The sequence below is a fragment of the Paenibacillus sp. RC73 genome (assembly GCF_044908085.1).
Lineage (GTDB): Bacteria > Bacillota > Bacilli > Paenibacillales > Paenibacillaceae > Paenibacillus > Paenibacillus terrae_A.
The window spans coordinates 370051-381657 of record NZ_JBIYCV010000006.1 but is presented as its reverse complement, the minus strand read 5'-3'; the positions used below and the strand labels follow the sequence as shown (position 1 = coordinate 381657).

The following is an 11607-nucleotide window of genomic DNA, read 5'->3' as shown; positions in this document are numbered from 1 at the left end:
AACATCGCATTCATGGAACTTTAGGCTATATGACGCCTATTCAGTATCGCCTTGCAGCCCTTAAAAAAGTTGTTTGATTTACTGTTGACAATCCAAAGTCGCACTCTATATGAGTGCGTGGATTGAAATTGAAGTGGACGAAAACCGATGGGGCCGTGGGCTACGTCGCACTCTATATGAGTGCGTGGATTGAAATTACTAAAGAGGCGGTAACTGTCCCAATTGGTGGCGTAGGTCGCACTCTATATGAGTGCGTGAATTGAAATGGACTATCGCGGTGAGGTTGCGATGATGTTCGAGTCGCACTCTATATGAGTGCGTGGATTGAAATGCCAAGTGGAACTAAAAAGAATGGAATGCCTGTAGTCATAGTCAAATATGTAAGCTGAATTAAAAAATGTACATGGAAAACTTAATGGACGGAATGGCACGATAGGTAACTTTTACGAATTGCATATAGCAGATTGGGATCAAGCGCCTTTGCATGAAATTTAAAATTAGGGTTCTTCCAGTATTATCCTGGTAGTTCCTTTTTTTGTGCATTGTATATAGAACGCATGTTTGTATATAATTAATGCAGAAGAGTTATCTACCTGCTCCACGATGCCAAATGCAAGCTGCTAAGACTATTTCAGATTATTGATAATATTTAAGTGTGATTTATGATTGTTATTTGCTCGTGGGTCTATTAATATAGTGAAGAGTTTTGAACTAATAGTTGCAAAATAAGATTTTCGTATGCGAAATAAATAACCTTAGGAGGACAACACGCAACATGTCAGAATCACAATTGAAAATGGGGCCGTTGGTCATTTTAATGATTAATATGTTTATTGCCATGCTGGGAATTGGCCTCATCATTCCGATCCTCCCCAAATTCATGGGTTCCCTCGGAGGCACTGGTGAAACGGGAGGCTACCTGGTTGCCGTATTCGGCTTGACCCAGTTTCTGTTTTCACCGTTGGCTGGTGAATGGTCCGATAAATATGGACGCAAAAAAATGATCATTATCGGTTTGGTGATCATGACGATTTCTTCAGTATTATTTGCCATAGGGCATTCGTTGACGATGCTGTATATATCCCGTTTGCTCGGAGGCGCAGGGGCTGCCTTTATGATTCCTCCGATGATGGCTTATATTGCCGACATTACGACGGTACACAATCGCGGTCGGGGAATGGGTTTGTTGGGCGCGGCCATGTCTCTCGGGTTTGTTATCGGTCCTGGTGTGGGCGGCTTGCTGGCAGATATTTCGATACGCACGCCTTTGTACGTTTCGGCTGGAGTATCGGGTGTAGCTGCCCTGGTTTCGTTGATTTTGCTGCCCGAAACCTTGTCGATGGAGAAACAGTTGAAATTCCGGAATGTCAAAGTCAAACGCGACAATGTCATTAAGCAGTTTGCACTTTCTTTTCGCAAGCCGTACTTCATGCTGTTGATTATGATTTTCACCCTAACCTTTGGGCTGACGCATTTTGAAACGATGTTTCCTTTCTTCGTGACAGGCAAGTTTCATTACAATGAGCGCGATATTGCGATCATTATTACGGTAGGGGCACTGGTCGGAACGGTAATTCAGGCGGTTGTGATCAGTCCGTTGTTGAATCGTTTTGGCGAAAAAGGTGTTATTATCGGCTCTTTTCTGTTTTCCGCGATTTCTCTTGTGCTTATGCTGCTCTCTGGCAACTTTTATTATGTACTCGGGGTATCGCTCATCTTCTTTACTGCAACGTCGCTGCTGCGACCAGCCATTAATACGGCTTTATCCAAAATGGCCGGGGATGAACAGGGAGTTGCAGCCGGGATGAATAATGCCTATATGAGTATCGGTAACATTTTGGGACCTGCGCTGGCGGGTACGTTGTTTGAGGTGCATATCAATCTGCCGTACATTTTCGGGGCGGTTATTCTCATCCTTAGTTTGGGACTGGCTGTAAAATGGAACAGCAAAGGTACACAAACGACAGCGGTTTAATGTTATTTTTCCTGTAAACATAGTCTCTTTTGGTGCGATCTGTGACGTTCTTGTGAACCACGGGTCGCGCCGAAGGAGACTATTTTTGGTATACATAGAGAAATGGTTAATGAAACGACTGCTTCGTGGGTAATAATGCATGGTAAGTTTACAAGGAAGACACAGAAATGAGATATAGCTCGAAAAAATCTGGGCAACAGCCCAAAGGAGACGAGAGCCGATGAAAGAGTGGAATGAACAGCTATTTTATACAGGAACTTATGCGCCTCGCCATGAGAGAGGAATTTATGTATGCGCTTTACGTGTTGAAAACGGTGATTTGCGTATCATTGGAGGCGTGGAAGGAATCGAGCGGCCTTCATTTCTGGCGTTGCACCCGGATGGGACCAAGCTGTATGCCGCCAGTGAGACAGAGGAAGGCGAGCTGTATGCGTATCAGGTACATGCGCAGACGGGAGAGTTGCACCCATTGGATCGAAAAGGGAGCGGAGGGGCGCACACTTGCTATGTCTCAGTGACAGCGGATGGACGGTATGTGCTGGCTTCCAATTATTCAGGCGGCAATGCCGTGGTATTCCCGGTGACGGAAGCTGGCGGGTTGGCGGAAATGTCGGGGCAGGTCCAGCATACCGGCTCAGGTATTCGCCAGGACCGTCAGGATGCGGCACATCCGCATTCGATTATTCCTGATCCTTCAGGGCAGTACGCAATGGTATGTGATTTGGGGCTGGATCAGATTGTGGTATACCGTTTGACGGAAGACGGGAAGCTGGTGACCCATCGTGAGGCAGAGTTGCCGCCCGGTTCCGGTCCGCGTCATCTGGTTTTTCATCCTTCGCGTCCCTATGCCTTTGTGGCTAACGAGCTGAATAATACTGCCGCTGTATTTAGCTACAACGAACGCAACGGGGAGCTTCAATTGCTGCAAAGCTTGTCCACGCTGCCGGAAGGCATCATAAATGTGGAAAATACAGCCGCAGACATTCGGATTACGCCTTGTGGACGCTATCTGTATGTGTCAAACCGAGGGCATAACAGCATCGTGCTGTACCATGTCGATCTGGACAGCGGCAAGCTGGAGACGGTTGAATGGGTGGAGACTTTTGGCAGCACGCCGCGTAACTTCAACATCCTGTCCGGGTATCTGGTTGTCGCGAATCAGGACGGAAATAACATCGTATCCTTTGCTATTCATAGCGAAGACGGACGATTGACTCGAACAGGATATGTGCTGGAAGTTCCTTCACCCGTGTGTATTGAGCCTGTGCGGCAGTCATAGCGTATGGCAAAAAGGCACGTTAGAAGAAGATAAAAAAATAAAAACCCGGCGCTTTGCTTGCCATGAACGCATGGGGCAAAGGGCCGTGTTTTAGGGTCTGAGAAGAACAGGCTCTGAATGTTTATTTGCTGCTGTCGCCAGCTTCTACTGTTGCTGTTTTCGTATGGTTTTCCGCAGGCTTGTAGTACAAGCGGAACAGAATGTCCTGATTGTAGTTACCGAATCCAGTACCGAACAGGGTAACTCCTCCAACATGCTGGGCATCATCCAGAATGGCAATGCGGAATTTCCATTGTTTCTGATCAATCAGCAGCTGGCTTAAGGTCACATCGGATATTTGCTTGCCGTCCATAAAGGTACCCTTAGATGTAACGCGAAGTCTTTTGAGCAGACCGTATTGGTTGATAAAATCAGGCCACCATGCAGGTGTGTATTTCCCACGGTTATCGCCGAAATCTCCCGGGCTGGTCCAAGTCCCCAGATTCACATCGTTCAGGAAAAAGGTAATGTCCGAAGGCCAGTTGTCGTTGGTAAAAGGGGCCTCGGACGATAGTTCCATCGAAATTTCCAGCTCCTCGGCCTTTTGGCTGGACAGGAGGAAATTTGGTACTTTATAATCCATATATCCTTGACTAAACCACAGAATTTTGGAATTGAAGCGCTCAGGGTCCAGGAACGAACGAGGCTCGTCGAATTCTCCGATAATTTTCTCGACGGTAGCCAGCCCGCAGGTCGGCTGAATTTCAAAATCCGTAAAGTGCCCGACGGAAATCTCCGTCTGATGAAATTGCCGTACATCCTGCTGATAGCGGGGCATAGCTATTTCAATTTTGTCCGTAGCCAGTGAGCATACTTTCTGAACGCCACCGCGCCCGGGCAGCATTTTGGTCGAAATAATGGACGCTCTCTCCAGCTTTTTGACATGCATGGTCATGATGGCACTGCTTAGTCCCAGTGCTTCCGCCAGCTCGCGTATATTCATAGGCTTCTCCGCAAGCAGAACAATCATGTTCAGCCGAACCTCACTGGCCAGCGCTTCATATACGGGAAGTGATTTTTCAGAAATGTCCAGTTGCATAGTTCCTCCAATTCTAACGCACATCAACAATTGATGATAGTTTAACATATATGGATTTTTTTCAAATATTCATACATAAAAAACGATATGATTTACATTTATATAAACAATATACCCTTTCCTTGATTGCTGGCACAAGCTTAACCCTTCAAAAAGTCTAAAATTGTTCAAAAAACAGGACACCCCATAAAACCATTCGGTGTCTGTCGGGATGTCCTGTGATGGGATGTGGTTTTAACGTTCATGCTGTAAACGATCTTGCATCGCTTGCCGTCTAGGAACGGCTATGTTCCTCCGCCAAAGAAGAGTCGGACGTGTTGTCTTTGTCTGTCGTGTGCATTTCCTGATGTTGAGAAGGATCGGCCTTCATCAAGCCAGGATGACCGGCATAAGGGCGATCACTCCGTGAGCGGCCCCGGGTGAGCCGGAAGCCGATCAAAAACAAGACAAGCTGCACAGCCAGTATGTAGGGAGAAGCTTCCGGTCCGATCCATTGAAACAGGGCAACGGCGGCGATCACCATGGACAACAGGCTCGTTGGAAAATGGGATGCCGTCACATCCAGATCATTTTGTCTGCGCAGGGTCATCAACCGATATACGTACAGCAGGGCGATCAAGCCGGAAACAAATCTCATCCATGTACACCCTATGAGCCATGAGGCAGATGGCACGGCTTCGGGCAGACCAGGATAGATAGTACTATACGACATTAGTTCCACAATCAGCCGTGAGATTAGCCACACTATACCCGCCAGCGCCAACGGCCCGGCTGCGGGACGCAGCAGCTTCCATAAAGCCGTACCCCAGCCCGGAGCATGCGATTCCAGCAGAACAAGCCGACGTTCGTCGATCAATTTGCTCATTTCGCGCTCCAGTGATTTGAGAAGCAACTCCCTGCGGAATGCGTCACATTCTCTTAGAGATGCCTGAACCTGTTCCTGAAGGTGAGGGGTTAAATAGGGAGCAGCCTTCGCTTCCTGAAGGGCATGAATCAGTCCACTCTGATGCTGGCGTGTTTCGTTGCTGCTTAAGCTGTACTGAGTAGAGGTTTGGAGATAGCCTGCCAACCGTCCGTAGATACGTAGCGATTCCTGTAATTCATTCAGCCGCTGCTGACGCGAATTTCGAAGCTGGGCTGCGCTGTGAACATACAGCCATACCAGCAAAGCCAATGCCAGCAGGACGGCAATCAGACCGGGTGAGATATATGCGGCCAATGCCGCGAAGTCCGTCGGGGACACCCGCAATCCCTCCTTCCATTGTTCTTTCTACACTATTGCACAGACTACACAGGCATTTCAAGGGCTTGGTCACGTCTGACAGAGATATATGAAGTATTTTTTGGTAAAATAGACAAGATTACAAGCAGGGAGGGGAGATTCAGCATGAACGAGTATATAGAAAATACCGCAGAACAACATAGAGGATCGAATCACCCGGACGGGCAGCTTCGCGTGGAGTACGTCATTCCATCTGTAGAGGAGTATCGGGCACTGCGAAAGGAGGCGGGTCTGACGCAGATTACGGAAGCAGCAGCAGCCAAGGGCCTGCCGAACAGCCTGTTTGCGGTGACGCTGCGGATCGGGCAGGAATTGATCGGCATGGGCCGGGTGAGCGGTGATGGCGGTGTTTTCTTTCTGGTTACGGATATTGCAGTCAAGCCCTCCCATCAGGGAAAAGGTTACGGGCGTATGCTTATGGAAGAGGTTATGTCCTATTTGAAACGTGAGGTTCCGGCGGGTAGCTTTGCGACGCTGATCGCAGACAAGCCAGCCGACCGCTTGTATGCGCAATATGGCTTCCAATTGGTCAGTCCTGGATCGGAAGGAATGTACTGGCGGCAGCCGGGCGGGCTGTAAGAGAAGCAGGTTTAAGCTGAGGCTAAAGCGGATAAGTAATAGTAAGTAAATCATAGACAGGAAGAAGGCAAGGACAGATGAAAGTCATTATTTTTGGAGCAACAGGAACCATTGGTCAAGCATTGGTGAAGGAGGCCATCAAGCGCAAGTACCAGGTGACGGCGGCGGTGCGTGATCCGCAGCGTGTAACGGAGCAAAGTGAGTATTTGAAGGTTGTTCAAGCGGATATTCTGAATCCTGATTCCGTAACAGCCGTGGCTAAAGGACATGATGCCATGATCAGCGCTTATGGTCCCAAGTTTGGAGCTGAGGAAGAATTGCTCGAAGCAACCCGTTCTTTACTGGAAGGAACCCGGCGTTCCGGCGCAGAGCGCATACTGGTGGTTGGCGGAGCCGGTAGCCTGAAAACGGAAAACGGTGAACGTCTGATGGATACCGCCGAGTTTCCGGAGGAAGTCAAGCCACTGGCAGCCGCACATGCCGATGCACTGGAGCTGTATTGTGCTGCGGATGTGGACTGGACATATTGCAGTCCTGCCGCAATCATTGAGCCGGGACGGCGTACAGGGCAGTTTCGCATTGGCTTGGACCATGTAGTTGTTGATGAATTGGGTCACAGCCGCATCTCGGTTGAGGATTATGCAGTAGCCCTGATTGATGAGCTGGTAGAAGGGGAATTTGTAAATTCTCGTTTTACGGTTGGATATTAAAAAAAGGATGGCACTACGGGAGGCGAAGAAGTATGTATATTGTGACCGCCGAAGAAATGCGGCAACTGGATCGGTATACGATTGACAAGCTGGGCATCCCGGCCCTTACCTTGATGGAAAATGCCGGGCGTGCGGTAGCTGACGAGGTATTGAAGCTCTACGCTCTGGAAAGTGGATGGAGCCATAAGGGCTTCTCGGAAAGCCACGTGGATTCAGCATACGGTATGGAACGCAGATATATAGTGGGGCAAGATGCTGCCAAGCAAGGATATGATGAAGGTCCAGCCTATGGTGAACAGGTCGCCCACTCAGGTCCTGGGGATACGCCGGGACATGGTGGTGTTATTCGGACGGAGCCTTGGAGCCACGGGCGACATGCCGTGTGGGAACGGGAGCATTGGTATATTCTCGTAGGCAAAGGCAACAACGGCGGTGACGGACTGGTGGCGGCCCGTCATTTGACGGATGCGGGTCTGCGCGTCACCGTCGTGTACGCCGAGTCGCCGGACACGCTGCGCAGCGAAGCAGCAGCGCAACGCGATACCATCGCGGCTCTGCACATCCCGGTCCTTGTCTACGGCCGGGATGCCTTCGACCTGCGCGACGCCTCCGGCATCGTCGATGCCCTGCTGGGCACGGGCACACAAGGCCCGCCGCGCGAACCCTACGCCTCGCTGATTCGCGAGGCCAATGCCAGCGGCGTGCCGCTTGTGTCGGTAGATGTGCCCAGCGGCCTCGATGCCGACACAGGTGCACTGTACGAGCCGTGCATTCGCGCACGCGTCACCGTATGCCTCGCCTGCCTGAAGTGTGGGCTCGTCCAATACCCGGGCGCCGAGGCCGCAGGCGATGTAACGGTACGCTACATCGGCGTTCCGCCCGGGCTTGCCCGTGAGCGCGGCGTACAGCTACGGCTCCTGACCCGCGACATGCTGCGCGAAGCGCTGGGCGTGGACGTGAGCCGCAGCCGCGTGCCGGACGGGCACAAGGGCACCTACGGGCACGTTCTCGTCGCCGCGGGAAGCCTGCGCATGAGCGGCGCGGGCCTGCTGGCCGCACGTGCCGCCCTGCGCATCGGCAGCGGCCTAGTGACGTGGGCGGTGCCCGAGGCGCTGCTGCCGCGACTCATCGGAGCCGCGCCGGAGCTGATGCTCGCTGCCGCAGCCGCAGGTGGAGACGGCGAGTGGAACGCCGGCTCCGCGGATGAGCTGCTTCAGCTCGCGCAGGCGCGCGATGTGCTGGCCGTCGGCCCCGGCCTCGGCCGCTTCGCGGGAGACACCGGCTGGCTGCGCCGCCTGTGGGAAGAATACGGCGGCCCGCTCGTACTCGATGCGGACGCCCTGAACATCCTCGCTGCGGCGGGGCCAGAGCTTGAGGCTTGGAAGCCGAGAGGCGCGGCGGTTGTACTGACGCCGCACCCCGGCGAGATGGCTCGTCTGCTGGGCCTATCGACGGCCGAGGTGCAGCGTGACCGCATCGCTCATGCCCGGCAGTATGCCCGGACACGCGGGGTCACGCTGGTGCTCAAGGGAGCGCGTACCGTCATTGCGTGCCCGGACGGTACGGTTTATGTCAACACGACAGGCCACGCCGGGATGGCGACAGGCGGCGCGGGTGATGTGCTGACAGGGATCATCGCAGGCTTGCTGGCGCAGGGCTTGAACGCTTCACAGGCAGCAGCCTTTGGCGTGTACTTGCACGGCGCGGCTGGAGAAACAGCCGCGCGTCATCGCCAGCATGCCGCCTCGGTCATTGCGGGTGATATTATTGAAGCCCTATAGACCATAACAGCAAGGGCAGGAGGAAGGCCAGGATGATCTGTACCCCAAATCCACTACTCAGCCGGGGTCTTCCCGCATAATGCCTTCCCCGATAATACAGTAATGTAATCACGGTACCCGCGATGCCGTTGCTCCATGAGATGCCCGCTCCTTCAGGGGATATAAAAGAACCAAGCAGGAGGAAGATACTGAATCCTGCGGCAAGGTACAGGATGAGCCGCTCCGGCTTTCGCAGCCAGGGCAAGAGGTCGTGCAGCGCATCGGCGGCAAGAGCTGCCGGTAGGGCAAAACCATATGCCCACAGCTGCGCGGTCAGCTCACCGTTATTGCCTGCTATGGCTACAGGAATCCCCGTCATCGCCTCTGCTATATAGCAATAGGCCCATATCAGGCCAAACACCAGCCCTCCGCAAGCCAGTTTATTCAGCGCATAACAACCCAGCTCCATCCGCCAAGGCATCTTGGGATTATATTCATTCCATGGATGTCTCATGTTGCGATTCCTCCTTAGTACACTTCATTACAATCAGTAATCTGCAACCAATCAAGGAATTTATTTTCAATTACACTCCGCTGACGCTTTATGGCATTTCATTTTACGTTAGCTGTGTATCATGGTCCTAAGAAATAATGACAGCGGATAGCCGCGTTACGGAGAGGCGGGGATTGCATGATACAAGCGGTTATTTTTAATCTCGAAAGTACATTGTTGGACCCCGGAGGACGAGGCTTAATCCAGGGAATACGTGATATTTTCAGATGGAAGGGTGTTCAGGTAACCGAAGAACAGGCATCTTATGGGCGAGGATTACCGATCCGTGATCATATTGCGAATGTGCTGGCACTTTCAGAGGTTCGGAAAAAATGGCTAGATTGCTTCGGTACGCATCCCGGGAGAACGGATATTGAGCATATTTATCTTGAGCTTGTGCCTGTTCTCCGTTCTTTGATCCAGGGAGCTGAGCCCACTTTCGGTATCGATAAAGCGCTGAATGAGCTGCAGGATCGGCGGATTCAGTCAGGCGCTACCGCATCTTGCCCGATGGAGATGCTGGGCAACGTTTTTACGCCTGCACAGTCCCCATATGCACTGGATTGCACAGTAGCTCCCTGTGAAGTTTCGCAAGGGCGTCCTTATCCATGGATGATCTATGAGATTGCACACCGCTTACAGGTTTTCCCGCTTAGCGATATTGTGAAAGTAGGAGATACGGCAGCTGATATGCAAGAGGGCAGGAATGCCGGTGTGTGGACAATAGGTGTGTTGAATCATAGCGAAGGTGCGCTGACCACGTCGCAAGCAACTAGCCGTGAATCCGACGACAGAGTGGCTGAGGAACGGCGCAGACAGAGCGTATACGGATTAAAAAGGGCAGGAGCCCACATCGTCATGAACTCGGTCGCTGACTTGCCGCGTATTTTGCGTGAAATCGAAATGCTCCAGCATACGGGCGGCTATCCTTCCTATACAAAGCAAGTGAAAACAGCGTTAATGCCTCCATCGTGAGCAGCGTTGATACACTGTGGAGCTATGGATTGGATTATACGGTTCTAGGGTATATGTATGCACCATATCGGACGAAAGTGAACTTCTCAGGTTCTGGGCATGCGACTATTTTAAAATTGTCAGACAGGATCGTCAGATTGTGGGATACTTCGGACAACTCTCTTATTTTCATCAGCTTGGCGATGTTGGTCACGAGAGCTTCGTTATTTTGCTGCAAGGTGGATAAGGATGCGTTCTTGATGGAATGTTTGGTGGTCCATAAAATAAAGCCGCTGATGACAATCAAAGGGATAAGCAGAATGAACTAAAAATGAATAGATAATCATATATTTGATTGATTTTTTTATGCAAAAAAGCCTTAGCCCGTTTCTGTTGAACCCATCCCCAAAGGGCGAAGCTGGTTCATAGAACTGGGCCAAGGCCTTTTCTGTTAAGTAGAGAATTCATGCGATCTGAATGACTTGTACGCCCCATGCCAAACCCGCGCCGAATCCGACCAGCATCACAATATCACCGGCATGAATGCGCTGTTGTTCCATGGCTTCCGCAAGCGCAATGGGAATAGAAGCCGCTGACGTATTTCCGTAATTTTCGATATTCACAAAAAATTTATCCAGAGGAATATTCATCTTGCCAGCGGCACTCTCGATGATTCGAATATTGGCTTGATGTGGAATGATTAAAGCAATATCATCAATGCTTAATTTCAATGTTTCCAGAGCTTTAGTTAGCATAGATTCCACAATACGCACCCCAAACTTGAAAACCTCTCGACCTTGCATGGTGATGGGGCCTGTAACCGGGGATGTCAGCGCTTCTGCCCCACCTTCTTCCGAGCCTAACAAGGAGAAGCATGGGAAAGCACCAGGACGAGATTGAAGGACGACAGCGCCTGCCCCATCTCCAAACAGGACAGCAGTATTACGGTCCTGCCAATCTATGATTTTGGAGAACTTGTCTGCTCCAATCACCAGAGCGTTGTGGTAGGCGGCCGATTTCATCATGTCGCTGCTGACCGAAAGGGCGTACACAAAACCGGAGCAGGCTGCCGATAAGTCGAATGCAGGTGCGCGGCTTCCGAGCTTTTGCTTGACCAGCATGGCTGTGGAGGGGAAGGCATAATCAGGAGTTGAAGTCGCCACAACAATGAGATCCACGTCTTCCGGGGATAATTGGGCACGGCTTAAAGCCTGGGTTGCAGCAACGACGGCAAGGTCAGAGGTGTCCGTGGATGCTTCTGCAATATATCGCTGACGGATGCCTGTTCGTTGGCTGATCCATTCATCGGATGTGTCCAGAGATGCGGCTAATTCCAAATTGGTTACCAGGGATGTCGGAACGTAGAATCCGGTACCTGTAATTGTAATCCCGTTCAGGTTGAGAGCTGATTGCATTTATGTTTCCCTCCAAAGAAAT

The 11607-nt window shown here is 51.2% G+C and carries 10 protein-coding genes; 6 read left to right on the top strand and 4 right to left on the bottom strand.

Going from position 1 to position 11607, the window contains the following annotated elements; genetic code table 11:
* The first annotated feature begins 775 nt into the window (after window positions 1–775).
* Both ABH897_RS17170 and ABH897_RS17165 read left to right on the top strand, forming a co-directional pair.
* Window positions 776–1975: an MFS transporter gene (locus ABH897_RS17170; protein ID WP_404592489.1), complete on the top strand. Its 1200-nt coding sequence runs from the start codon at window positions 776–778 to the stop codon at window positions 1973–1975.
* A gap of 220 nt (window positions 1976–2195) precedes the next feature.
* Complete coding sequence (locus ABH897_RS17165; RefSeq protein WP_404592488.1) at window positions 2196–3254, top strand: lactonase family protein; 1059 nt, start codon at window positions 2196–2198, stop codon at window positions 3252–3254.
* A 121-nt stretch (window positions 3255–3375) separates the two neighbouring features.
* Here the strand turns inward: ABH897_RS17165 and ABH897_RS17160 are convergent, their stop codons facing one another.
* The gene (locus ABH897_RS17160; protein WP_014279496.1) at window positions 3376–4332 is read right to left on the bottom strand and encodes an ArsR/SmtB family transcription factor; all 957 of its coding nucleotides are present in this window, start codon (window positions 4330–4332) and stop codon (window positions 3376–3378) included.
* Window positions 4333–4606: 274 nt separating this feature from the next.
* The gene (locus ABH897_RS17155) at window positions 4607–5575 is read right to left on the bottom strand and encodes a flagellar export protein FliJ (protein ID WP_283654362.1); all 969 of its coding nucleotides are present in this window, start codon (window positions 5573–5575) and stop codon (window positions 4607–4609) included.
* Window positions 5576–5719: 144 nt separating this feature from the next.
* On the opposite strand from ABH897_RS17155, the gene ABH897_RS17150 reads away from it, so the two are divergent.
* The 3 genes from ABH897_RS17150 (at window position 5720) to ABH897_RS17140 (ending at window position 8684) form a co-directional block, all read left to right on the top strand.
* Window positions 5720–6193, top strand: a complete 474-nt coding sequence (locus ABH897_RS17150; protein ID WP_283654363.1) for a GNAT family N-acetyltransferase — start codon at window positions 5720–5722, stop codon at window positions 6191–6193.
* A gap of 77 nt (window positions 6194–6270) precedes the next feature.
* Window positions 6271–6903, top strand: a complete 633-nt coding sequence (locus tag ABH897_RS17145) for an NAD(P)-dependent oxidoreductase (protein ID WP_404592487.1) — start codon at window positions 6271–6273, stop codon at window positions 6901–6903.
* Window positions 6904–6935: 32 nt separating this feature from the next.
* On the top strand, window positions 6936–8684 hold the full coding sequence (locus ABH897_RS17140) for an NAD(P)H-hydrate dehydratase (RefSeq protein ID WP_404519808.1): 1749 nt from the start codon (window positions 6936–6938) through the stop codon (window positions 8682–8684).
* On the opposite strand, the gene ABH897_RS17135 is transcribed toward ABH897_RS17140, so the two are convergent.
* A complete protein-coding gene (locus ABH897_RS17135; RefSeq protein WP_283654365.1) occupies window positions 8668–9177 on the bottom strand; it encodes a hypothetical protein in 510 nt (169 codons plus the stop codon). The genes ABH897_RS17140 and ABH897_RS17135 overlap by 17 nt on opposite strands.
* 177 nt (window positions 9178–9354) lie before the next feature.
* On the opposite strand from ABH897_RS17135, the gene ABH897_RS17130 reads away from it, so the two are divergent.
* Complete coding sequence (locus ABH897_RS17130) at window positions 9355–10191, top strand: HAD hydrolase-like protein (RefSeq protein WP_283654366.1); 837 nt, start codon at window positions 9355–9357, stop codon at window positions 10189–10191.
* A 443-nt stretch (window positions 10192–10634) separates the two neighbouring features.
* On the opposite strand, the gene ABH897_RS17125 is transcribed toward ABH897_RS17130, so the two are convergent.
* A complete protein-coding gene (locus ABH897_RS17125; protein ID WP_404592486.1) occupies window positions 10635–11585 on the bottom strand; it encodes a beta-ketoacyl-ACP synthase III in 951 nt (316 codons plus the stop codon).
* Window positions 11586–11607: the final 22 nt, after the last annotated feature.

Coding starts and splice junctions, on each gene's coding strand:
- ABH897_RS17170 (WP_404592489.1), top strand. CDS start 776: ATGTCAGAATCACAATTGAAAATGGGGCCGTTGGTCATTTTAATGATT.
- ABH897_RS17165 (WP_404592488.1), top strand. CDS start 2,196: ATGAAAGAGTGGAATGAACAGCTATTTTATACAGGAACTTATGCGCCT.
- ABH897_RS17160 (WP_014279496.1), bottom strand. CDS start 4,332: ATGCAACTGGACATTTCTGAAAAATCACTTCCCGTATATGAAGCGCTG.
- ABH897_RS17150 (WP_283654363.1), top strand. CDS start 5,720: ATGAACGAGTATATAGAAAATACCGCAGAACAACATAGAGGATCGAAT.
- ABH897_RS17145 (WP_404592487.1), top strand. CDS start 6,271: ATGAAAGTCATTATTTTTGGAGCAACAGGAACCATTGGTCAAGCATTG.
- ABH897_RS17140 (WP_404519808.1), top strand. CDS start 6,936: ATGTATATTGTGACCGCCGAAGAAATGCGGCAACTGGATCGGTATACG.
- ABH897_RS17135 (WP_283654365.1), bottom strand. CDS start 9,177: ATGAGACATCCATGGAATGAATATAATCCCAAGATGCCTTGGCGGATG.
- ABH897_RS17130 (WP_283654366.1), top strand. CDS start 9,355: ATGATACAAGCGGTTATTTTTAATCTCGAAAGTACATTGTTGGACCCC.
- ABH897_RS17125 (WP_404592486.1), bottom strand. CDS start 11,585: ATGCAATCAGCTCTCAACCTGAACGGGATTACAATTACAGGTACCGGA.